A 25,582-nucleotide genomic window follows, 5' to 3' on the forward strand; every position below is an offset into this window, starting at 1 on the left:
TGGAGAGGGCAGGGTGAGGTTCTTTACTCCTTTAACGATTCGTACAGGTAAACCTGCCTTGAAGCAACCACACGCTGCCCCGGCTTTAACCCTTTGCTGATGTAGGCCACATCTTCTACCCGTTTGGCTATTTCAACAGGCTGGATATGTACTTTGGCTGGCCCATCTACAACAACTACATAATTTTTATTATTATCAAACACAATGGCATCTGTTTTAATAGCCGGCAGGTTCATGCCCGATTTGGCCTGGATTTTTACATTGGTAAACATGCCCGGTTTAAGCATATTATCCGGGTTGCTGATCATCACCCTGGCACGCATTACTTTATTATCCGGATCGAGCACGTCAAAAAGCTTATCAATTTTGCCGGTGAATACTTTATCCGGATAAGCCAGCGTGGTTATTTGTACTGCATCGCCAACTTTTACACTGGCAATGTCCGACTCATACATGTTAATGAGCACAAATACCGACGACAAATCGGCAATGGTAAACAGGTTTTGGTTATTATCCGCGCGTACCTGCATGTCGTCTGTCACATTTTTTTCGATAATGTAACCACTTAGCGGCGCCTGGATTTCATAACCCTTGCCGTTGCTTTTATTGATAGACATGATAGAACCGGCCCTACTGTTTTCGGCAGTAGCCTTTTGATAATCTGATTTTGCCTGCTCCAGGTCTTTCTCGGATGACAGGCCGCTTTTATAAAGGTCTTGCGTGGTTTCCAGCTGGCGTTTGGCATTCCGCAGATCGGCCTGTGCCGAAATCAAATCGCGGCTGAAGCCGGCAATCTCGGCGCTTTTCATGGTAGTAAGCACCTGGCCTTTTTTAACCACATCGCCCAACTGCACATGCACCGACTGCGCTATACCGCTCACCATCGGGAAAATTTTCACCATTTTGCTTTCATCCGGTGCTATGCTGCCGGTCAGCGTAATTTCCGACACTGCGTTTTCGGCCTTCACGGTATCAATAACCAGGCTGCGCAACAAGGTATCCGTTACTTCGAAACGGGTATCCTTTGCAGCTTCGTCCGGGTGATGCGAACAGGCCGATATGGATAACATGAGGGCCGGAATAATACTAAAAACAACTATTTTATATGGGCGATACATGATCTGTGTGTTATTTTATTGATTAAAGAATGGTGTGCCGGTAGCAAAATTCAATTGCTCTAACGAGCTGATGCGATTGAGTTGCAGGTTATTTAACTGCAGCGTATTGGTTTTATATGAATCATAAAAATCAAGAAACTCCAACAGGCCGATGTTGTGTTTCTGGTAGTTTTTAAACACTTCCTGTATCAGGTGGTTAAAATCCTGCTTAAACTTAGGATCGAAGCTATTGTACAGATTTTCGAGGCGTAAAGCGCCTTTATAGTCATTAGCCAGTTCGCTTTCCAGCTGGTCCTGCTGGCTTTGCAATTGCACCTTACTGGCATCAACCGCAATACGCGCCTGCTTTATGCCGCCCTGGTTGCGGTTAAAAAATGGTAGCGAAAACGCTATGCCCGCACTTGAATAATCGCGGATATAACTACCCTGCTTATCATAGGCCAATGAAAGGGTAACATCGGGTATTGCTGTCGCCTTTTGCAGCTTCAGGTTAATATTATTATAATCAACAACCGAACGGGCAACTTTAAGATCGTAACGGTTGGCATTGGCAGAATCTATAAGGCGCTGGTAAAGTACCTCTGACACCATATTTTTTCCTTCCAGGTTAATATCAACCTGGGGCAACACGAAGCTTGCCGGTTTGGCGCGGATCATCAGTTTCAACTCGCTTTGGGTATCATCAATGCTGTCCATCAGGTCATTTAGTTCCGATTGCAGCGAGTACAACTGCGACTGGATGCGCAGCACTTCCTTTTGGGCGATATTGCCTTTGGTATATTGTTCCTGGAAAGCCTTAAGCGTTTTCGCCAGCGAATTAATCTCTTCCTGGTAAACCTGTGCCGACTGCTCCTGGAAATAAATCTTATAAAAGTCGTTCCTGAGCGTATACCTTAGCGTTCGTAACAAGTCAAAAAGCTGATACTGTGCCTGCTGTGCACTTATCTGCGCCAGCTGGATATTTTTATTACGCTTGCCCGCGGTTTGGATAAGCTGCGATAGCTGGGCCGAATATTCGCCGCCATCATGGCTGGTATCAAAAAAGCGTTTGGTTTGCGGGTTGTATAAAACATTGGCAAAACTAAAATCGGGATTATTGAACAAGCGTGCAGTAATTATTTGCGCCTGCGCCTGGTCAACGCTATAATGCTGAATAATGAGGTCGAGATTATTTTTTAAGAATTGGGCTTCTGTCTCTTTCAATGACATCCTGAGGGTATCGCCGCCGGAGGGTTGCCCGTAAACCGGGCCCCCGACAGCTATACACCATAGTAATAGTTGAATTGAAAAAAGAACGATAACAAATTTTCGGTGCATAGTTTATTTGTTTGGCGCAAAACTATACCACCCAAATTAGACCAGCATTAAAGCGAGATTAGAAAGAGATTAGAAAAAAGGAACGAAACTAATGGTAAAAGTTGTGCCCTGCCCAACTACCGATTGTATACTGATGGTGCCATTAAACAGCTGGATAATTTTAAAAGCTACATACAACCCTACCCCATTGCCATCAAATAAGCGCCCGTTTGCGCTGCGGTAAAACGGGGTAAATATTTTTTCCTGGTCGTCAGGCGGGATGCCGATGCCCTTATCAACAATTGTAATCACTATGGATTGATCATCGGCATTTAAACGGCAGATAACGGGTTGACTGCGCGAGAATTTGAACGCATTGCCAATGATATTATTAAAGGCTATTTTAAGCAACGTGGGATTGGCATTAATAAAAAGTGCCTGCTGATCGTCGGGCAAATGATCAATTTGCACCTGCAGTTGGGGGTGCCCGGCCGACATAGCCCAATGATGCTGCAACTCCCATATTTGTTCATCAATCTGGATGGGTTCCAGTTTTGCGCGGGTATATTCCATATCCGTTTGCGCCAGTTCCATCAGGCTGCCGATGGTATCACTAAGCCGCCCGGCATCGTTTAATACCGAATTTAGCAGTTGTTCATAATCTACAATACTGCGTTGTTTGTTCAGGGCAACCTCAACTTCGCCAATAATACTTGTAACGGGGGTGCGCAACTCATGCGATGCATTGGCAACAAAGGTTTGCTGTAACTCAAACGAATTTTGAAGATGACTAAGCAGGCGGTTAAAATTAAGCGCAAGGGCACTTATTTCGTCCTTACCTTTTCCTTCATCAACCCTTACATGTAAACTGCTGGCATTAATTTGCTTCATTTGTTTGATAAGGCCATCAATGGGCATCAATGATCGCTTTGCAAACCACCTGCCTATAAAAAACAAAACGCTGTTTACCACTATTAAAATAATGATCATAATGCGGATGATACCTGATAGGCGCACCTTCGCCTGCTGGTCATACGCGGAGGCCAGGATCACGAAATTCCCCTGGTTATCATGATAGTAAATACCTATTGTTTGGCGTTCGCCCTCCCTAAAACTGATGTATTTTTTTGAGCGGACTTCTTCAATAGTATTAAAACTCCAATATTGCGCCTTATCTTTTATAAACGAGGCTATGTTGTTGGCATTGTAAACCCTGATCACCTCGTTGGGCAGTTGCTCCAGCATGCGTTCACGAACGTGGTTTAAGGAGTCGGACGATATTTCGTCGGCTTCGAGGTATAGCTGCGCGGCAACTTTTGCCCTGTCTTTTAAATGCCCATAGAAATCTGTTCTGAAAAAATCGGCAAATGCCAGGTACATGCTCGCCATAATAACCAGCAGCATGGCCGAGCTGAGGATCGTAAAATTCAAGGCAAGCCGGTTTTTAATTTTCATACAGCCTTATTTTTCCTTTAAAATATACCCCATACCTATTACTGTATGAATAAGCTTAGGTTGTGCACCTTTCTCTATTTTTTTGCGCAGGTAATTTACGTATACATCAATAAAGTTGGTGCCCGTATCAAACTGGATATCCCAAACCTTTTCGGCAATATAATCCCTTGATAATGTTTTGTTGGGGTTACGCAAAAACAATTCCAGCAAATGGTACTCCTTGGTGGTCAGGGTAATTTCGGTACCTGCGCGCTCGGCAGTTTTAGTAAAGGTGTTTAGTTTCAGGTCGCTAAAGGTTAATAAACCTTTTTCCTGGGGCATTTCCTGTCGTGAACGCCTTAGCAGGGCGCTTATCCGCGCCAAAAGCTCGTTAAAATGAAACGGTTTTACCAGGTAATCATCAGCACCTGCCTGCAGGCCGTTTACCTTGTCGTCTACTCTATCCAGCGCAGTAAGCATTAATATGGGCAGCTGTTTATTATCTCTGCGGATGCGGCGACAAAGGTCGATACCATTAATATCAGGCAGCATCAAATCAAGGATTATAAGATCAAAAGAATGCCCGGCCAACAGGTCAATCGCCGTAAAGCCGTCAATAGCATGTGTTACCTCATAATCATGTTCCTGCAATCCTTTTGAAATAAAGGCGGCTACTTTTTCTTCATCTTCAACAAGGCAAATACGGTTCATCCTAAAGGGGTAATTAATTGGTTACAAATTAAAGGAATAATATGACATGTATAAGCAGCTGGTTTAAAACTGCAACTTGTTAGTTATCGACGTTTTTTTATTATTTCGAGGCAATGAAATAGCTATAATGTAAGTTGGCGTTTATATTTGTGGAAATGAAACCAACCAAAAGCTTTTTAAAACGGATAAGCATTGCATTGCTATTAACAACTACTTTTAGCTACCCGGTAATTGCCCAAACTACCGATACCACCATAACAATACACATCGATTTAAACAATACCGCGCAGGTAATTGAAAATATAGGTGCATCGGGCTGTTGGTTTTCTGAAGGGATAGGCAAATACTGGCCTGCCGAAAAAAGGGAAGCTATCGCGCGTTTATTATTCAGCAAAGAAAAAGATAAGCAAGGCAACCCCGTGGGGATAGGCCTATCAGCATGGCGCTTTAACATAGGCGCCGGCACAACTGAACAGGGCGACAGTAGCGGCATTAAGGATTTCAGAAAAAGAACGGAATGCTTTTTAAATCCCAATGGCAGCTATGATTGGAGCAAGCAGGCGGGGTATCAATTCTTTTTAAAAAAAGCACATGACTATGGGGTGGAAACCCTGATAGCTTTTTCAAACAGCCCGCCAGTACAATTTACCCGGAATGGGCTGGGTTACAAAACAGAAAAGGATTATACCAGTAATTTAAAAGCCGATGCGTACAACTCCTATGTTGATTTTTTGGCCAAAGTGATACGTCATTTTGATCAGCAGGGCCTTCATTTCAGCTACATAAGCCCGGTTAATGAGCCGCAGTGGGATTGGTCGCATCCTTACAAACAAGCCGACCAGGAAGGTTCGGCATGGAAAAACGACGAAATTTACCATGTAGTTAAAGAACTCAACGGCACACTGAACAAGGAAAAGCTGGATACCAAAATATTGATAAGCGAAGCCGGCATGCTCAATTACCTGTATTCGGGCAAGGGCAATTCCTCAAGCCAGATCCAACATTTCTTCGGCCCCGGCAGTTCATTATCTGTTAAAGCACTGAACCATGTACCGCCGATAATTGCCGGCCACAGCTACTTTACCGAAGGTAACGACAGCACACTGATTGCAACCCGTATCCACCTGGCCGATACTGCCAAAAAGTATAACGTGAGCTATTGGGAATCTGAGTATAGCATGCTGGCAGATGGTTTTAAAGAAGGTGCAAAAGGCGACAGAAGCGCGATGGACTGCGCGCTGTTCCTGGCCAAAGTTATTCATGCCGACCTTACCGCAGGCAACGCCACCGCCTGGCAATTCTGGAACTCCTACGAGCCAGGCAGCGCCGAATTTAATACCCGCTACTACCTTATCGCCTTAAAGCCACAACCCGATTATAAAGATGGCGAATTTACGGTAACCAAAAACCTTTGGGCTTTGGGGCATTACAGCTTATTCGTTCGCCCGGGAATGGTTCGTGTATATACCGGCGTCGAACATTCGACAGATAATACAGATAATAAGGTACTGATATCGGCCTGGAAGGATAAAAACAATAAATTGGTAATAGTAGCCATTAACCGCGGCGCCACGGATACATCTGTAAAACTTGGCTTAAGTAATAACAAAAGGGCATACAAAACACTGGATACCTATTTAACCACGGGCGACAAGGACAAGAACATGCAATTTTCCAGGGGAAGCTTTAAATCGCAGGTCGTGCTTCCCGCTCGCTCAATTTCTACTTTGGTAATATATTAGCGTAATTCTTTTGCGACTACCTATGTCGCTATTACTTTACCTCTCCAACTCGGCATTCCACATAAAAGGAGGCGCCGCTTCCGGAGATCCTGCGCTTATATAATCCATTACCCAACCTAAATTAATACAGTATTATCAAATTGTTAAAACTTTTAAGTGTATTTATTGTCACCTTATCTGAACCCATTTCAATCAATACCGTATGCCCCCAATTGATGATAAATACACCAATAAAATAATCCAAACGGAGCTCACCTATATTCAAAAAGTATGGCATACTGTAGCCATCGTAGCTTTATTGGTAGTAACCATATTGATTGCCCGCGTGGCGTTTAACGTACTACTAATGGTGCTGGCCGGTGTATTGATATCAGTTTATTTTCATGGTCTGGGCGATATGATACAACGCAAAACTCAATGGCGACGCCGGATTTGCATGGTTATTTCTATTGGCGGAACATTTGTGCTGCTTGGGGTTTTGTTTTGGTTTATGGGATCTAAAATATCTAACCAGGTAGCTGTATTGAGCGATACTTTGCCACACACCATCAGCAACGCCAAAGTAAAGATGAACGAAACCCCTATCGGCAGGAAGATATTGGAATACCTGGCAGACGACAACTCGGATGCTTTGATGACAACTGCCAAATCATTCTTTAGCACCAGCTTTGGTGTGCTGGGTAATATTTATATTATCCTTTTCCTGGCCATATTTTTCACCAGTAATCCAAATATGTATAAGGATGGCGTGATAAAATTGGTGCCCGAGACCCGAAAACCACTCGCGCACCAGGTGATTGACAGGATTAGTTTCGCGCTTAAGGGGTGGCTGAAAGGAATGATGTTATCCATGGTGCTGGTATTTATTTTACTATCCATCGGGTTGGGCATTATGAGCATCCCTGTGGCTTTGGTACTTGCCCTGCTTACGGGCCTACTGAAGTTAATCCCCAACTTTGGATCATTGGCAGCCATGATACCCGGTGTGTTGCTGGCTTTAACCATCAGCACAAACACGGCTATCATAGTAGCATTAATGTACATAGTTATACAAACTATAGTAAGCAACATTGTAACCCCCATTATTCAAAACAAGATGATTAACATACCACCCGCTTTAACCATATTGGCGCAGGTATTAATGGGTACATTATCGGGCGTTTTAGGTATTATACTGGCCGTGCCTTTACTTGCTATTGTGATGATTTTGGTTGATGAGCTGTATGTAAAAAAGATAACAGATCTGGATATTGTTATCGTGCCCGAAAGAAGTCAGCCCTAAAAAAAGTGCGTCCCGGATCTCATCCCGGAACGCATATTACTAATCAACTAAATCCAAATTTCTCAGGTTTGGAAGATTTTTATTAAAGTCTGAAGTTCTAAGTCTGCCGTTAAAGCGTTAAGCTTCATTTTCTTCTTCGAACTAAAGACTTAAAACTAACGACTTCCGGCATAAAACTAAATTATTCTGCCTGGATACTTTTAACCGGGTTGGCTATTGCAGCTTTAACCGATTGAAAGCTTACCGTTAATACGGCAATTATAATAGCAACTAAACCTGCCAGTACAAATGTTAACCAGCCAATATCTATTCGGTAAGTAAAATCCTGTAACCATTTATTCATGGCATAGTAGGCAAATGGAGTAGCTATAATTATAGCTACCAATACCAAAGCAACAAATTCCTTTGTTAGCATTTGGGTAATGCTGGCTACACTTGCGCCTAACACCTTGCGAATACCTATCTCCTTGGCGCGGTTTTCGGCCATATAAGCTGCCAGTCCGAATAAACCAAGGCAGGATATGAAAATGGTAAGCCCGGCAAAAACAAAAGACAGGGAGCCGGTTTGCTGCTGATCATTAAATTTCTTGCCAAACTCATGGTCGACAAATTCATAGGTGAACGGATAGGCCGGGTTATATTTTTTAAAGATTTCTCCTGCCAATTCAAGATTTTTAGCCATGTTATTTTTTTCATTCAAACGAATAACTGTATTGTATGCCCAATATTTGGATGCAAAAACAATCATTGGATCTACATTGGCATAGGGCGATCTGATAATAAAATCCTTAAACACGCCAATGATCTGCAATTTCTCATTGCCCCTGGTAATAAATTTACCAACCGGATTTTTTAGGTTCATCGCTTTAACCGCCGTTTCATTTAGCATAACAGATGCGCTATCGCCGGGGAAAGCATTAAAATCAACATCCCTGCCTGCTACGAGTTTAAGGCCCATTGTTTTCACAAAATCGCCGGCTGTACCCAGTCTCGAAAACCCCATTTTGTCCTGGTTGGCATCGTTGCCCTCCCATTTAAAACCATCTGTACGGCTGCCTTCTATGGTTACAGTATAACCTGTTTTACTCATGGCGGTAACAGCACCGCTATTGATCAGGTCGTTTTTAATCAGGTCGTAGTTTTTACTGATGTCGCCTTCCATAGGCACTTCTATCAGGTTATTTTCCTTGTAACCAATATCGCGGTTTTGGGCAAACTTAATTTGCCTGTAAACCACAATGGTAGCAACAACCAATACAATAGCCACCGTAAACTGCAATACAACCAGCACCTTACGCGGGCTAATGAATTTCTGGGTATCCTTAAAAGTTCCCTTCAAAACTTTAACAGGCCTGAAACCTGAAAGGAAAAATGCCGGATAGCTGCCCGCAAGCAAACCTGTTACGATGATGAAGCCAAAGAAAGCTAATAAAAATGCCGGATCGATATAATTAACAATCAATGCTTTGCCGGTTAGCTGGTTAAATGCCGGTAAACACAGCTGCACCAATACCAAGGATACAAGCCCGGCTATAAAAGTAATCAATATGGATTCGCTTAAAAACTGACCTATGAGGCTTAACCTGCCCGCGCCAATCACTTTCCTAACACCCACTTCCCTCGCCCGTTTCTGGCTTCGGGCGGTACTTAAGTTCATAAAATTGATGCAGGCAATAAGCAGTAATATACCGGCAATACCAAGCAGCAGGTGAACTATCTCGATGCGCCCGCCAACAATTTTTCCGTTTTCGAAGGTTGAATACAAGCGCCATTTGGTCATGGGATGTAAAAACACCTCGAGTGATGCCTTCGGGTCATGTGCTTTTACAATATTTTTTATCTTATCAGCAAACTTGTTGATATCAACATTAGGCTGTAGCTGTACATATGTATTGTAGCTGTTATCGCCCCAGGATCCATTGGTGTAGGTATTTTCGTTTGCGGCCAGCGAAACCAGGTATTCAAAATCGAAAGTGGTGTTGTTTGGTAAATCGTTTAAAACACCGGTTACCTTGTAGCTTATTTTATTCTCCAGCTTAATCAGCTTATTCATAGGGTCGGCATCGCCAAATATCTTCTTAGCCAGGTGTTTGGTTATCACAATATCGGTAACACCATCCAACGCGTGTTCGGGGCTGCCTTGTAAAAACGAAAAACTGAACATCGTTAAAAAACCCTTATCCACATCGTTTCCTTTGGCTTTTATAGAATTATCGCCAAAATTAAAAAGGCGGTCGATACTCCAATATTGCCGCGCGTAATTTTTAACCTCCGGAAACTCCTGCTTTAAGGTTTTGCCCATGGGCGATGAAGTAACATCAAACGTGTAAACGTTTGTTCCGTCGGTTCCCCTGTTCCAAACTTTATAAAGGTTATTCTTATTTTTTTGGAAGTCTTCAAAACTATACTCGTTTTGCACCCAGGCCCAAATCAGGATGGCGCCGGCCATACCCACGGCAAGCCCGGTGATATTAATAAACGAAAACCCTTTTTTGTTAATAAGATTACGCCAGGCTATTTTGAAGTGATTTTTTATCATGGTGATGTGAATATGCCACTATACCTAAAAAGCACGTGCCAAATATATAATATTTTAATAATCAGTAATTTGCAAAACATGCAATTATTTTAACCGTACGGAAACGTTACAACGGGTGTGCGTTTTTAAACCAGGTATCATTAAACTGCTTGCCGCTGATATAACTTCCTAAAGTTTAATGGGTTGTTATGGTATACCGCCCTGAACTGGCGGTTAAAATTGGATAAATTGTTAAAGCCACAATCAAGGCAAATGGCCGTTACACTGGCCGGGGTTTCAATCAACAGATTGGCAGCGTAATTTAGCCTCACCTCATTCAGGAATGCTGTAAATGATTTTCTTGTGCGCTTACTAAAATATCTTGAAAAAGAATTTTCGGCCATGTTGGCCAAACCGGCGACTTCTGCAATAGTAATTTCGCGTTTAAAGTTATTGAGGACAAAATTTAATATATCATTCATCCTTTTTGTTTCGGCGGGGTTTTGTCCGGTAATCACTTTATGGCAAATTTCCTGCAAATCGTCACTGTCCGATAGGATATTTAATATATCAACTAATACCAGCCATTTTGTAAACCCTTCGGCGGTTAATAAAGCATCCAGCTTTGCCGTTATCAACCTATTGGTTTTACCTGCAATGCTTAGCCCTTTAACCGAGCGTTGGAGTAAAGTCGAAATTTTTTGAGCTTCGGGCAATGCAAAAAAGCCGTAGCCAAAGGAATCGTCCTTGAAATGAACAACTATCGATTTAGCTCTTAATACTGAATGTTCTTCCAGGTAAGCCGCATCATTTTGGTAAGTATGCGGCAGATATGGGCCGATAAGCACCATGTCGCCCGGCTCAAATTCGCTGATGTGGTCGCCGATAAAACGTTTTCCGGCACTTTCGGTAACCAGTACAAGTTCGTATTCGGGATGGAAATGCCAGGGCGTTGGGAAAAAATTGTAATCAAAATATTTGGTAACAAATGATTCGCCTGCGTTACGGGGCAAGTATTCGAGTACTGGTTTCATACCCAATAATAAGCTATTTTACTTAACTATCCATTCTGCATGTCAGAAAAGTACCGGTTTTTAACAGATGTGATGTGGCGGCCGCCCGCAAAGATTTTGACCTTTGGGATATTAAAACCAATTGTATGACAAGTATTAATTTAACGGCAGAACAAGTTAGCCAATACCACAAAGATGGCTATGTAGTAGTAAAAGTTTTTTTTAGTAAACCGGAGGTTGAGAAGATGTACAAAACCGCAACCGCCGACGATAACATGCTGAACAACGCGCTTGATTTGAACGATCAATCGGGCAAAAAAACTAAACTGTCTTTATGGTTTACGCCCGGCAATGATGTTTTCGGGTATTTAACCAGGAGTCAAAAGATGGTGGGTTCGGTTGCACAACTGCTTGGCGATCAATCAGAGGTATGTCATTTCCATTCAAAACTGATGCAGAAAGAGCCGAAAGTTGGCGGTGCCTGGGAGTGGCACCAGGATTATGGGTATTGGTATAAAAACCAGTTTATGTTTCCCGACCAGCTGATTAGCGTAATGATTGCACTTACCACTGCCAATAAAGAAAACGGTTGTCTGCAGGTAATTAAAGGCTCGCACAAAATGGGCAGAGTGAACCACGGTTACGCGGGCGAACAAGTTGGTGCCGACATGGTAATGGTGGAAAACTCACTAAAATCAATGGAATTGATTTATGCTGAACTGGAACCGGGCGATGCCCTGTTTTTCCATAGTAATTTATTGCACCGGTCAGAGGCCAATTTATCCGATTACCCCAGATGGTCAATTATATCCTGCTACAGCCTGCAAACTAACCTTGCTTATAATGAAAAATCTACCTCATGGAAAACGCCGGTACAGGTTGTCCCTAACGAGGCAATTATGGAATGGAAAACTGAGGAGAAAGTTAAAGCTGATTTTTTGAAAAAAGAAGAGGACCCGGCATTACAAGGTAACGAGTGGGGCAAATAATCATATATTTATATCGTAACTATTTAACCCGACAAACCTATTTTACCTTTGAATAAATTAATAAAATGAATTTAAAGTTTTTTTGCCCGCGCTGGGGTTCTGAGCATTTATCCTGGGATGAATTTTGTTTTAAAGTAAAAGAAGCCGGTTACCAGGGTGTTGAAGCATCTGTACCTTTTGATGAACAGGAAAAAGACATCATTTTAAATGCGCTTAAAAAGCATGACCTGTTATTGATTGGCCAATATTACCAGTCGTTCGAAGAAGATTTTGAGGCGCATAAAATCAGCTTCCGCAAGCACCTGGAAAATACAGTGAAAGCGCGACCGGTTTTAATTGATTCGCAAACAGGAAAGGATTATTTCACAAACGACCAAAACAAAGCGCTTTTTGCTATAGCCAACGAGATTGCCGTCGCAAGCGGCATTACCATTGCCCACGAAACCCATCGAAATAAAGCTTTGTTCGCTGCTCATGTTGCCAGGCAATTACTTACAGATAACCCCAATGTTTTGATAACGGCAGATTTTTCGCACTGGTGTAACGTATCTGAAAGCCTGCTGGAACAACAGGCAGAGGCTGTTAAAATAGCCATTAGCCGCACTGTTCATATTCACGCCCGTGTGGGCCACGCCGAGTCGGCCCAGGTTTCGGACCCTGCCGCTCCGGAATGGCATGCAGAGCTCGAAGCCCATTTGCAATGGTGGGATGCAATAGTAAGTTCGCGTTTGCAAAGCGGCGCCGACTTGCTAACCATTACCCCCGAGTTTGGACCACACCCCTATATGCCTGCGCTACCGTATACAAAAATGCCGGTGGCTAACCAATGGGGTATCAATGTAGGGATGATGGAGCTACTCAAGAAGCGTTACCGGGAGTATTTAGTCTGAAGTCCAAAGTCTGAAGTCATTTCAGGTTTAGAAACTTAAGACTTACGGCTCGGGACTTACGACTTATAGCTTATGACTTAACACACAAAGGGCCTGTCGCGTTAAACAACAGGCCCTTGTGCATACTCGTTTACTTTATATAGATCTTAGTTAAGATTAAGATTGATACGGTTGTTGCCTCTTACCTCGAAGGATGAACCGCCACCATTCAATTTGCCTTCTATCCTCTCCTTCTCTTTAGTGCCGCTAAAGTTTGAAGTAAAGTTGGCTTCTACCTTATCGGCACGCAGATCAAGATCAAGGGCCGATTTTGATGGCACCGAGATATCAATGTGGCCCGAGCTTACATCAATTTTAACATATTTGCCCACACTGGCAAATTGTGCATGAAAGCTGCCGCCACTGGTTGAAGCATCCAACGCGCAAGCCAGGCCATTAAGGTTGATGCTGCCGCCTGATGTACCTGTTTTTAACTCGCCTGCAATATTGTTGGCGCTGATGCTGCCACCGCTGGTATTGGCATCAATAGTTCCTTTTAAATCGGTAAGATGCAATGAGCCGCCTGAAGTTTCCAGGTGAATTTTACCATTGCAGTTACTTGCCTCGATACTGCCACCGCTTGTTTCCAAATCAATGCTCGATCCCGAATTGCTTACATGAATGCTGCCTCCCGATGTTTGGCCTTTAATCATCCCCGTTAATTTATCAACATGCAAACTGCCACCGCTTGTTTCAAATTTTTCGGTACCATCCAAATTATCCAGATGTATGCTGCCACCGCTGGTATTAAGGCTGGTGTTAACATTTTTTGGTACAAATACCTTGAAGCCAATACTTAACGAATTTCGCCAGTTTGAAAAATTGTGTTTGTTTTTGGCCGTCGCGTGAACTTCGCCGCCAGTAACGGTAACGCTTAGTTCGTAGTTTTCCAAACGCTTTTGAATTTCTTCTTTTGATATATTGCCGATGCTATTGTTTCCCTGGATATAAACTTCAACGCGCGGCGACTCGCCGGCGGCACCGCTTACGGTAATACTTCCGCCAGATGTGTTTACAAAAACATCTTTAACAGCTCCGGAAATGGGTTTGGTCATGTATGGGGTTTTGGAGTCCTGCGCAAAAACAACACAGCTTTGGCAGGCAACAAAAAATAACAGTAAGTGCTTTTTCATAATGTTTTAGTTTGGTTTATTAATAAGACAACAGGATGGAGAAATACGTTGCACGCAAAAGAAAATAAAAGCCTCACCTAAATCCTCTCCAAAGGAGAGGACTTAAAAACTACATTTAACATTTCCCGCATGCAAATCAGAACCCTCTCCTTTGGAGCTACCCCTTACCCAAATTTTGTTGATTCAAGATTTGATAAGTTTTCACAGCGTCGATCAATCGTCGGTAACCGGTCCATATAGCTTTTAAACCGGGAGGTCCATCAGATTTTCTACCCAGATGCCCTCCCAGTTTACCTATCCATGCGGCGGCTTCTGCTAATGTCGGCGGTTGGCTTGTCACTTTATTCGATTTGTGTATTAGCATGTACAGAACAACCCATTGGTCTTTAGTCAGTACAAGCTCGCAACTCACATTTGGGCTTTGTCTTGACTGATAAACCAACTGCATCATCCGCATAGCCGATATGCTGTATAAGTGTATCGCTTTTTGCAAAGAAGAGGCTTTCTTTAGCTGTAATTCTTCTACCTGTGTACCACTTTTAAGCACGTAATGAAAACGCTCTATCAGCCACCTGTAACAATACCATTTTACACATTGCAGGGCTTCTGTTACGGTGTTAACCGGTAAAGTAGTCAATAGTTTCCAATACAGCACCTCTTCCTGCCAGTCCTGCTTTGCTGAAATCTGTTTAAGTTCAATGGCTGACATCGACACGCTTTCATATTGATTACTGCTTCCCTGAGGACGAAGTATTTCTATTTGGTGATAACGGATTTCAACTTCAATTGCAGCTGTCTTTTTACCTGTTTTATCCGGGATATTCAATGTTGTTTTTGCTGCTAAGGGCTCCGCTGCAACTGCATCCCAAAGCAGGCTTTTATCATTTAGCTTACGATTATGCTTTGCCCGGATTAGTAAATCGGTATTTTCTTCATAAGCGCAAAAGAACAATTCATAGATATCTGCTTCCCTGTCTGCGATGTGTATTTTGTGTATGGTATTCCCTAAAAGCTCGTTGACTGTAGTTATTCCCTTATACCAATGATAACTCTCTTTATCTTCAAAGGGTGTATATGATCTCTTTTTAGACTTGCCCAATTCTTCTAATGGACGTACGAAATTATGCTGATAAAGTAATGATAGGGGAACTCCTGTGGTGCTGATAGCTATACTGTTGTAAGCGATAATGCCCCTTGCCTCCGTATTAGCCAGATATCCGAGACCCGATGCTGCACTATCATTATAACTAATCTGGCAAAAATCATGAGCAACCAATACTTTATCTGTTCCAGCAACCTGGCTGCTTCCATAACTTGATATAATTTGCTCAAGTGCCTGAAGGCTTACATCTTCATTCTTGTAAAACTCATAGGTAGCCTTCGTAGAATACCAGCCACCATTCTGCCCTGGAATACTGCTGCCAGGGTTACTGCTTAAATTATTAATTATAGATACAAAACGCTCATTCCGACGAATATCGCCAAGATCCAAATCTGGGAAATCCTTTATACTTACCTGATGCATGGAATTATTTTTCCAAATATCAGTTTTAACCCACTTTATTTAAAATTTGGGTAAGGGGTAGCCTTTGGAGAGGGCAGGGTGAGGCTCCTACTCTGATCTCAAACTATCCACCGGATTTGCCAGCGCAGCTTTAATTGCATGGTAGCTGACGGTAATAATGGCCGCTAATACAGCAATGCCGCCTGCGGCAGTAAATACCCACCAGGGTATGGTGATACGGTTAGCAAAATTCTGCAGCCAGTTGTGCATTGCCCACCAGGCTACCGGCGAAGCTATAATAACAGACAAAAGCACCAGTTTTAAAAAATCCAAAGAAAGCAGTGTACTTATTTTTGACAAGCTGGCACCTAATATTTTGCGGATGCCAATCTCTTTGGTGCGCTGTTCAATAGTGAACGCAGCAAGCCCAAACAAGCCCATGGTGGCCAATATCACAGTAATGTAAGTGAATAAACTAAAAATCGCGGCTAATCTGTCCTCGGCCTTGTATTGCAGGTTAAAGGCATCGTCCATGAAAGTGTATTCAAAAGGCGTATCCTGGTCATATCTTTTATATATGCCCTGCATTTTGGCTAACAGGGTTGGCAAATTGGTATGGGGATTTATTTTGACGAAAAGGCTGCATCCGGTCTTTTTCCAAAAGGATGAGGTATCGGGAAGTGTAATTAAAGCAAAGGGCCTTAACTCATCTGCCATTGAGCTAAAGTTGAAATTTTTAAGTACACCCATAACCTGGAGATTGTTATTGCCATCACTAATGAAACTGCCTACCGGGTTTGCGGGTAAATGCAGCTTCCCTATAGCCAGTTCGTTAATAACCACTTTATTGCGGCCGGTAATTTCGGTATTTGGCGCAGGCGGATATTTCCATTTTAAGCCAAGAACAGGGATAAAGTTATTATCGGCAACTAAATTGGCTATAGGTATACTTTTCTCTTCTTTGGTTTTACCCGCAGCAAAAAACATATCATAACCCTTGTACATGGCATAATGTGATGTAGCTACCTCACCGACACCTGCCAAATCACCAATGTCTTTTTTAAAAGCCTGGTAATTTTTCACCAGGTTGGTACCTACGGGCAACATTACAATATTATCCCGGTTGATACCAGTATCAGCATGCCTGAAATAGTAAAGTTGCCGGTCGATAATAATACCACAAATAATCAGCCCTACCGATATAGCAAATTGCAAAGTGGTAAATACTTTGCGTACCGCGGTACCGCCGGCCTGCCTGCTCATTTTGCCTTTGAGTGTAACCACCGGCTTGAATGCCGACAAAACCAGCGATGGATAACTACCAGCTATTAACACAGTTAATACCAGCAGAGCAAACAACAGCCCCAAAACTACCGGGCTATATAAAAACGAGTTATCGATCTTTAACTGCAACACATTTAAAAACCAGGGCTTGCAAAGGTAACAGAGGCAATAACCCAGCACGAATGAAATGCCCGCAAACAAGGCAGACTCTACATAAAACTGCATAGCAATACTAATACGGCTTGCCCCAGACACCTTGCGCACCCCCACTTCCTTGGCCCTTAACGTAGCCCTCGCAGTAGAAAGGCTCATGTAATTAACCAATGCCAGCAGTAATATCAACACAGCCACCAACGGAAAAATCTTTAAATACCTGGTGTTAGATGAATCACCAAAGTTCATGTGCAGGTGGGTATCAGTTATTGGCGATAAAGTATAAATCATCTCGCCCAGGCTTTTGTCTTTTTTGGCCATTGCCTGCAGGTTACGCCTCAACGCGGCAGTGTCCGAAGCATGTTTTAAAAGCAAATTCAACCCAAATGAGCCAAAACTTATCTCTTGCGAACCTGTATACATTGATGCTTCTTTCATTGAAAGCAAACTTGTGTTAGACGCTACAAAGTTGAAGTCGATAGATGAATTTGACGGGGCATTTTCGGCTACCCCGGTAATGTGGTAAGTATAGGCACTATCTGTTTTTATAATAAGTGTTTCGCCCACAGGATTCGTGTTACCGAAGTATTTTTTTGCGATATCCTTTGAAATTACAACAGAGAATGGCGCTTTAAGTGCTTCCGATGCTTCTCCTGACAACAACTTAAAAGAATAAAAATTAAAGAAACCCGCATCCGCGAAGATCAGTTTATTTTCTGCGAACTTATTTTCGGGTGATGCAGGATTGCTCACCACCATTGGCCTGAAATAAACCATTGTTCGCATGTAATCCTCCACTACAGGATTGTTTTGCTTTACGATAGGCCCGGCAGTGTAACTCATATAGGCCATATTCATGACATTCCCCCCCATCTTTATAGATGCCCGGAGGTTATAGATCCGCTTCCCGTTTTTGTGGAAACTATCGTAACTCATTTCATGGGTTACATACAGCATAATCATGATACAAACGGCCAGGCCAACTGCCAAACCTGTTATATTGATAAAGGTGAACCCCTTATTCCTGCTTAAACTCCTGAATGCAATCTTAATGTGGTTACGCAACATAAATCCTAATTTCTAAATTCTAAACCCTAAAATTCAAACTCTAAATCCTAATTTAAGCACCAATTTACCCACAACCCACAACTCACAACTCACAACTCACAACTCACAACTCACAACTCACAACTGCCTACTCACTCTTCAGGCTTTTCACCGGATTGGCCAATGCGGCTTTGGTTGATTGTATGCTTACCGTAACGGCGGCTACCAATAAGGCTGCAACACCTGTTACTATAAACACCCACCATTGTATATCAATACGATAGGCAAAATTCTGCAGCCATTTGCCGGATATGTACCAGGCAATGGGCGATGCGATAACGGTAGCTATAATCACCAGCGTTAAAAAATCTTTAGCAATCAGCATGATAATATTTACAACACCCGCACCCAGTACTTTACGAATACCAATCTCTTTGGTGCGCTGCACTACGGCAAAGGCTGTTATGGCAAATAGGCCTAAGCAGGCCAGTATGATGGCCAGTGCAGAAAATGTAGTGAATACCCCTGCTGTACGTTGTTCGGTGCGGTATAGGGCATCATAATCATCATCCAAAAAGCGATAATCAAACGGGCGGTGGCTAACCCTATCTTTCCATACCTTACCAATTTGTGCCAACGTTGCGGCTGTGCTATTCCCATCTATCTTCACAAACATCCGGTGTAGCTGCTCGTTGTCCAGGAATAAGATCAGGGGCGTGATCTGGTCATGGAATGATTTAAAATTAAAGTCTTTTATCACGCCTTTTATTGTTCCGGTTACCCCCTTTGATATAGTTTTGCCAATAGCCTGCTCTGGAGTCCAGCCTAATGCTTTTACCGCCGACTCATTCAGCATAAAGGTGTAATGATAATTTTTACGTTGATTTGTCGTATCCAGCAATAGCAAATCCGCATGGGTATAATCACTTCCCGAAATTAGTTTGAGCTGCATTGTTTTTATAAAATCCTCGTCAACAGGGATAGCATTTACAGAAATATTTTTACCATCATTGGTGTTTATACCATCGCCCCAGCCAACATTTATAGGTTCGTCATTAGCAGCAGCTACTGATTGCACGCCGGGAATACCGCTCATCGCTTTTTTTATTGCATCCAGCTGCGGTAACATCTTCGCATCTATAGGCAGTACTACCATGTTGCTTTTGCTGTAACCAATATCCTTATTGCGGATGTATGATAATTGCTGCAGTATTACGATGGTAGATATGATCAAAAACACCGAGATCGCAAACTGGAAAACTATTAACGATTTACGTACGTTTTGACCGGATGTAAATGAGAACCCCGATTTTAATATTTTTACCAGCTTAGCATTTGATAATAACAATGCAGGATAAGCCCCCGCCGCAAAACCAACCAATAAACTTAATGCCACAAGGCCCAAAAGTATGAAGGGGTTGACTAAGGTGGCAGCTTCAAGTTGTTTGCCCGATATTTGGTTGAACAAAGGCAAAATCAACGCCGCCAGCACAATGGCCAATAGTGCAGCTATAACCGCTGTAAACACGGATTCAACAATGAATTGCCAAAATAATTCGCCATTGCCGGCACCCATAACTTTGCGTACACCAATTTCGGCACCCCGGCCTGCGGATTGGGCGATAGCAAGGTTAACATAATTTACACAACCTATTATCAATATTAATAAGGCTACAATTAAAAGAACGTAGATGTATGTTATGCTGCCAACCGGCTCAAATTCATCAGCCAGGTTTGATTTTAAATGTATATCTGTTAAAGGCTGCAAATTGTAAGTAAGATAATGGTTGCCATCCATTTTTAGTTCTTTTTTGCTTACCGTATTCACCATGTAAGCCGATACCTGTTTTTGCAATTCAGCAGGTGAAGCTTTATCGTTAAGCAGCAAATAAGTCATGTTATTGGCTGTCCACCATTGCTCCGGCCCGTTCATATCCATATAAAGACTAAATGGCAGTACAAAATCAAACTGTATTTGCGAATTACTGGGCACATTTTCTGCTATTGCCGACACAGTGAAGTTTTTTGAGCCAACTTTCAATACTTTGCCCAATACATCATGGTTGCCAAAATATTTCGCAGCCGATTTTTGAGTGATCACAATTTTATCCGGAGCACTTAAAGCCGATGAGATATCGCCTTTAACTAAATTAAATGAAAATACTTTGAAGAAATTTGGATCAGCATACAAAATGCTTTTTTCGTCGAATACCTGGTTATTATAACCAATTACCCTGTTTGATTTAAACGTTCGTACATAGTCCTTCACGCCCGGCAACACCCGCTTAAATTCCGGACCAGCTTTAGTACCACTTACGGCTATGCTTTGTGGCCCATCAGCCGTGTTATATTCCATAGTTGCCCGCACTATCCTATCGGCGTTAACGTGAAACTTATCGTAACTTGTTTCGTGCTTAATGTAGATGCCTATAAGCAGGCAACTGGCAATCCCCACCGTTAAACCCAGTATGTTGATGAACGCATACAACTTGTTCTTTTTTAAATTACGCCACGCTAATTTGGTATTCATATTTGCTAAAATTCTAAATGATAACGGTTAAACTCTAAATTCTAATTTCTAAACTCTAAAAAGAAAAATCCTAAACTCTAAATTTCAAGTTTTCGAACTTTTCACCAATAAACTAATGAACCAGTGAACCAATAAACTAATTATTCGCTCCTCAAACTCTTTACCGGGTTCATCAACGCTGCTTTAAGCGATTGAAAACTAATGGTAACAAGGGCGATAACAAAAGTTAAAAATGCAGCCAGCACAAATATCCACCAGTGAAGCGGGGTTTTGTAAGCAAAGGTTTGCAGCCATTTACTCATGCAATAATAACCAATTGGCATTGCAATAACTGTTGCCAGTAATACCGGTTTAAGCAGGTCTTTCGAGATTAGAATAAGGATGTTTTGCACCGATGATCCTAATACTTTGCGTACACCAATTTCTTTGGTGCGTTTTGTGGCAGTAAACGAAGCCAGGCCAAATAAACCAAGGCAGGCAATAAAAATAGCCAGGCCCGAAAAGATAGTCAGCATGGTTTGCTGCCTGATGTCTGTTTTATATGTGGTATCAAACTTCTGATCCAAAAAAGTGTATTCAAAAGGGTAAACCGGCGCCACTTTGGTATAAATATTTTTCACAGCCGCCACCGATGCGGGTATATTGCCTGGTTTTAGTTTGATAACAATTACCCTCCTGTCGTCATTTGGCGCAATGACGAGCGCATCCATGTTTTCTTTAAGGGAAAGGTAATTAAAATCCTCAACCACGCCCACTACATTACGCTTTTTATCATCCCTGCCCCTGTTTTTTATCCACTTGCCTATAGCCTGCTGTGGCGAGAAACCCAAGTCCTTGGCACAGGTGCGGTTAATGAGCACCGAGTTAGTAGTATCTGTAGCAAATTCCGGCGAAAAGTCGCGGCCGGCAATTACCTTTAAACCTAAAGTTTTTACGTATTCAAAATCGGCAAATTCGGTGCGCGATTTAAAAACGGACTGTTGCCCTTCAGCATCAAAGGCGTGCACATCATAAAACCCACCTGGCTCGCCCGACATCAGGGACACTGATGATACAGCACCCGAATTTTGCAATTCATCCTTAAAGGCTTTGCGGTGATCATAAATATCGTTGTTATCAATTTTTATCACCAGCGTTTGTTCCTTATCATACCCTAATGATTTGCTTTTGATATACCGCATCTGGTTTACAATAACAATAGTACCGATGATAAGCATCACCGAAATACTGAATTGCAGCACCACCAATCCCTGCCTGAAAATGCTGCCGCCTTTGCCCAGCTTCAATTTACCTTTTAAAGCCTGGATAGGCGAAAACGCCGACATAAATATGGCCGGATAACTTCCCGCTAAAACGCCCACTATCAAGATAACTCCAAACAGGAACAGCCAGATAGGTGCGCTATTCCATGACACGGTTAAGGAATAGCCTAACAATTGATTGTAAAAAGGCATAAGCAGTAACAATAAACCGATTGACAATGCGCACGAAATGAGCGCCAACATCAACGACTCGCCAATAAACTGCCAGATTAAATGGTTACGCAACGCCCCCATTACCTTGCGCATACCAACCTCTTTTGAACGCTCAACCGCCCTTATGGTGGCCAGGTTCATGAAGTTGATACAGGCAATAAGCATAATAAGTGCCGCTATAGATATAAAGATGAATACTACCGTTTTATCGCCATGCTTAACATTGTCAAAGGCCGAATATTGCTCAAAGTAAATGTCGTTGAGCGGGGTTAAACCCAGGTCGAATTTGGCGCCGAATTTTTGCATATCCTTGCCCATATATTTATCCATGAACTGCTTAAACTGGCTCTCGAGCGCTGTTTTGCTGGTATGCTCGTTCAAAAGCACATATACAAACAGTCCGTTATTAATCCACACATTAAAACCTTGGTTTTTAGTATAATTTGCTATCGGCATCACCAAATCAAAATCAAGGTGCGAGTTTGACGGCACGTCCTTGGCAACGCCCGTAACTTTCAGGTTCAGCTGCTTATCAAACTGCACTACCTTACCCATGGCATTATCGGCCGAGCCGAAGTATTTTTTGGCAGTAGTCTCGGTAAGTACCACGCTATTGGGATTATCAAGCGCTGTGGCGGCATCACCTTTAAGAAGCGGGAAAGTAAACAGCTTAAAAAAGCCGGCATCTACGGCATACACCTTCTTTTCATTAAAAGCTTTTTCGCCAAAAGATACCAGGTTATTTTGCGGCGATACCCGCACTGCCATCTTAATATCCTGCGGATAATCGTTCAGCAACGCCGGCGCATACGGGCCCGACAGGTATGGAACCCTCGGTTTCGCCGGATCGAAGCCACGCATTACCCGGTAAATATTTTTGCCCTGCTTATGAAATTTATCTACACTAAACTCATTCATAATATACAGGAAAATCATGAGGCACACCGTAATGCCCATGGTTAACCCCAGGATATGGATCAGCGAAAAAACCTTTTGCTTATAAAGGTTTCGCCAGGCTATTTTTAAATAATTACGTATCATTTTATTTGTTCATTAGTTCACTGGTTCATTAGTTCATTGGTACTTATCGCTTCATAACTTTGTAGTGAGCTCCCCGCTGCTTACTGCAAACTCACAACTGCCCACTCATTACTCACTACGAAGGCTCTTCACAGGGTTACTCAAAGCCGCTTTGATGGATTGAAAACTGATAGTAGCAAAAGCTATAAAAACAGCCAGGAAAGCCGATACCGCAATTACCCACCATTGTATGTTTTGGCGGTAGGCAAAGCCTTGCAGCCACCAGTGCATAGCCAGCCAGGCTAAGGGCGTTGCCACCAAAATGGCTATCAGTACCAGTTTAATAAAATCTTTGCTCAGCATAGCTACAATGGTACTTACTTCGGCACCCAATACTTTGCGGATGCCTATTTCTTTGCTGCGCTGTTCAGCAGCATAGGCAGCAAGGCCAAACAGACCAAGGCAGGCAATAATAATGGCCAGCGTGGTAAACACAATGGCTATGGTGCCCATGCGCTGCTCGGCGCGGTAAGTGGCATCAAAGTCATCGTCCATAAAGGAGTAGTTAAACTCCCGGTTGGGCGCAACAGATTTCCATTTGCTTTTGACAAGACCCATCAGTGTTGTAATGTTGGCCGTATTTACTTTCAGGCTTAAGGCCCCTCTGTCTTCGCCGTACATCAATACTACCGGGCTGATGTTGGTTTTTAATGAATTGAAGTTAAAATCTTTTATCACCCCAACTATCCGGTATCCCTTCCAAACCTTGGCCATATTATCCTGCGGAACGTACAGCATCTTGTTAACCGGATCGGCCACATCCATCAGTTTTGCCGTCGTCTCGTTGATGATCATCGATGCCGTATCTGTGCCCATTTGCTTATTAAAATTGCGGCCCTTTACCAGTTTCAAACCAAGTGTGCCTATGTATTCTTCGTCAACGGTCCAGGTTTGCGCCAGCACTGCCTTCTTTTGGTCCAGGTTACGATCAGGGAAAACGCTGCTGCTGTTACGGTAGTCCATAGTTGGCAAAAAGCCGGTCATGGTGGCGTTAGTTACGCCCGGCAACTGCTTTACTTCGTTTTTAAATGTGGCGGCCTGTGCGCCCATTTCATAAATACCATGTATAATCAATACCTGGTTACGGCTATAGCCCAGATCTTTACTTTGGATATATTTTAACTGGTTATAAATAACCAGGGTGCCAATAATCAGGAAAATAGATATTGAAAACTGGAACACTACCAGGAAACTTCTTAACCAGCCGCCTTTAAAACCATTAGCCAGCTTACCTTTTAATACCTCGATAGGCTGAAATGCCGAAAGGAAAAAAGCCGGATAAAAACCGGCCAAACAGCCAATAATTAATACTGCCGCCAGCATGCCCGGCAACAGCCAGCTTAATGCGCTGATATTGAAGCTAAATGATTTATCGGCCATGTTGTTAAACACGGGCATAAATAAATAAGCCGTAATTATAGCCAGCACCGCCGCTATAAACGTAACCATCACCGACTCGGCCAAAAACTGAAAAATAAGGTATTTACGTGGCGAGCCCAGCACTTTACGTACCCCAACCTCGCGCGCCCGGTTTGATGAGCGGGCAGTAGATAGGTTCATAAAGTTTACACAGGCTATCAGCAATATAAAAATAGCCACTGCTGTAAAAATGTATACGTACAGTATATTGCCATTGGGTGCAAGTTCTGATACTGCGTTTGATTTTAGGTGAATGTCTTTTAATGCAATTAAATTAAGCTGGTACTTATTACCGGCTTTTTCAAACTGGTCGAATGTAATATGCAATATGCTTTGTAACTGCGGACCGGCATACTTACGCATGAGCAATGGCAGTTTGGCTTTAAATTTCTGCGGATCGGCCCCGTCACGCAATAAAACGTAGGTGTTAAAATTATTGCTGAACCAGGCATCATCCTTACTTTCGGTAAGGGTGCTCATTGATAAAAAGAAACCGAAATTAAAGTGCGACTGCTTCGGAATATCTTTTATAACCCCGGTTACTTTATAAAGTATGCTCTCGTTAAACGTAAGCGTTTTGCCAACCGCCAGTAACGGATCATTAAAATAACGCCTGGCAACGGTTTCATTAATTACCACGGTATGCGGGTCGACCAAAGCCTTATGCGGGTCGCCGGCCATCATCGGGAATGTAAACACATCAAAAAGTGTGGCATCGGCAAACAGCATCTGGTTTTCCTTAATATTCTGGATGCCTTTCTTTACATTGTAGCCTCCCCTGTTTATTAGCCGCACGGTTTTCTCTACTTCGGGCAAATCGGCCACTAAAGCTGCCGCCAGCGGCGCGGGCGAACTGGCGTACGACTGATCGTTGCCGCCAAACTTGATATCGTTGTTGATGCGATATATCCTGTCGGCCTTTTTA

At 42.8% G+C, this 25,582-nt stretch carries 16 protein-coding genes; 4 read left to right on the forward strand and 12 right to left on the reverse strand.

Features of this window, described 5'->3' with window-relative positions; genetic code table 11:
* Window positions 1–23: 23 nt before the first annotated feature.
* The 4 genes from AC1RM2_RS33585 to AC1RM2_RS33600 all read right to left on the reverse strand — a co-directional run bounded on the left by AC1RM2_RS33585 (window position 24) and on the right by AC1RM2_RS33600 (window position 4,559).
* The gene (locus tag AC1RM2_RS33585; RefSeq protein ID WP_492989491.1) at window positions 24–1,118 is read right to left on the reverse strand and encodes an efflux RND transporter periplasmic adaptor subunit; all 1,095 of its coding nucleotides are present in this window, start codon (window positions 1,116–1,118) and stop codon (window positions 24–26) included.
* A 15-nt stretch (window positions 1,119–1,133) separates the two neighbouring features.
* Window positions 1,134–2,435 carry a TolC family protein gene (locus AC1RM2_RS33590; protein ID WP_492989492.1) on the reverse strand — a complete coding sequence of 434 codons (1,302 nt, stop codon included), beginning with the start codon at window positions 2,433–2,435 and terminating at the stop codon, window positions 1,134–1,136.
* Window positions 2,436–2,504: 69 nt separating this feature from the next.
* On the reverse strand, window positions 2,505–3,869 hold the full coding sequence (locus tag AC1RM2_RS33595) for a sensor histidine kinase (protein WP_492989493.1): 1,365 nt from the start codon (window positions 3,867–3,869) through the stop codon (window positions 2,505–2,507).
* A gap of 6 nt (window positions 3,870–3,875) precedes the next feature.
* Window positions 3,876–4,559: a response regulator transcription factor gene (locus AC1RM2_RS33600; RefSeq protein ID WP_492989494.1), complete on the reverse strand. Its 684-nt coding sequence runs from the start codon at window positions 4,557–4,559 to the stop codon at window positions 3,876–3,878.
* Window positions 4,560–4,714: 155 nt separating this feature from the next.
* On the opposite strand from AC1RM2_RS33600, the gene AC1RM2_RS33605 reads away from it, so the two are divergent.
* Both AC1RM2_RS33605 and AC1RM2_RS33610 read left to right on the forward strand, forming a co-directional pair.
* The gene (locus AC1RM2_RS33605) at window positions 4,715–6,301 is read left to right on the forward strand and encodes a glycoside hydrolase (RefSeq protein WP_492989495.1); all 1,587 of its coding nucleotides are present in this window, start codon (window positions 4,715–4,717) and stop codon (window positions 6,299–6,301) included.
* Window positions 6,302–6,503: 202 nt separating this feature from the next.
* Entirely contained in the window at window positions 6,504–7,583 is a 1,080-nt protein-coding gene (locus AC1RM2_RS33610) for an AI-2E family transporter (RefSeq protein WP_492989496.1), read from the forward strand.
* A gap of 181 nt (window positions 7,584–7,764) precedes the next feature.
* Here the strand turns inward: AC1RM2_RS33610 and AC1RM2_RS33615 are convergent, their stop codons facing one another.
* Complete coding sequence (locus AC1RM2_RS33615) at window positions 7,765–10,122, reverse strand: ABC transporter permease (protein WP_492989497.1); 2,358 nt, start codon at window positions 10,120–10,122, stop codon at window positions 7,765–7,767.
* A 140-nt stretch (window positions 10,123–10,262) separates the two neighbouring features.
* Window positions 10,263–11,135 carry an AraC family transcriptional regulator gene (locus AC1RM2_RS33620; RefSeq protein WP_492989498.1) on the reverse strand — a complete coding sequence of 291 codons (873 nt, stop codon included), beginning with the start codon at window positions 11,133–11,135 and terminating at the stop codon, window positions 10,263–10,265.
* 125 nt (window positions 11,136–11,260) lie between these two features.
* Between AC1RM2_RS33620 and AC1RM2_RS33625 the strand changes: the two genes are divergently transcribed.
* A complete protein-coding gene (locus AC1RM2_RS33625) occupies window positions 11,261–12,103 on the forward strand; it encodes a phytanoyl-CoA dioxygenase family protein (protein WP_492989499.1) in 843 nt (280 codons plus the stop codon).
* 65 nt (window positions 12,104–12,168) lie between these two features.
* Window positions 12,169–12,993: a sugar phosphate isomerase/epimerase family protein gene (locus tag AC1RM2_RS33630; RefSeq protein ID WP_492989500.1), complete on the forward strand. Its 825-nt coding sequence runs from the start codon at window positions 12,169–12,171 to the stop codon at window positions 12,991–12,993.
* Between the two features lie 146 nt (window positions 12,994–13,139).
* Here the strand turns inward: AC1RM2_RS33630 and AC1RM2_RS33635 are convergent, their stop codons facing one another.
* The 6 genes from AC1RM2_RS33635 to AC1RM2_RS33660 form a co-directional block, all read right to left on the reverse strand.
* Complete coding sequence (locus AC1RM2_RS33635) at window positions 13,140–14,165, reverse strand: DUF4097 family beta strand repeat-containing protein (RefSeq protein ID WP_492989501.1); 1,026 nt, start codon at window positions 14,163–14,165, stop codon at window positions 13,140–13,142.
* Window positions 14,166–14,322: 157 nt separating this feature from the next.
* Window positions 14,323–15,690 (reverse strand): IS4 family transposase, encoded by a 1,368-nt coding sequence (locus AC1RM2_RS33640; protein ID WP_492985013.1) that lies wholly within the window; start codon window positions 15,688–15,690, stop codon window positions 14,323–14,325.
* Window positions 15,691–15,777: 87 nt separating this feature from the next.
* On the reverse strand, window positions 15,778–18,174 hold the full coding sequence (locus tag AC1RM2_RS33645) for an ABC transporter permease (RefSeq protein WP_492989502.1): 2,397 nt from the start codon (window positions 18,172–18,174) through the stop codon (window positions 15,778–15,780).
* 127 nt (window positions 18,175–18,301) lie between these two features.
* Window positions 18,302–20,683 carry an ABC transporter permease gene (locus tag AC1RM2_RS33650; RefSeq protein ID WP_492989503.1) on the reverse strand — a complete coding sequence of 794 codons (2,382 nt, stop codon included), beginning with the start codon at window positions 20,681–20,683 and terminating at the stop codon, window positions 18,302–18,304.
* A 140-nt stretch (window positions 20,684–20,823) separates the two neighbouring features.
* Window positions 20,824–23,199, reverse strand: coding sequence for an ABC transporter permease (locus AC1RM2_RS33655; protein WP_492989504.1), 2,376 nt, complete (start codon window positions 23,197–23,199; stop codon window positions 20,824–20,826).
* 108 nt (window positions 23,200–23,307) lie between these two features.
* On the reverse strand, window positions 23,308–25,582 hold a 2,275-nt coding region (locus tag AC1RM2_RS33660), incomplete at its 5' end, for an ABC transporter permease (RefSeq protein WP_492989505.1).

Source organism: Mucilaginibacter sp. GW822-FHT03E02, from assembly GCF_058801545.1.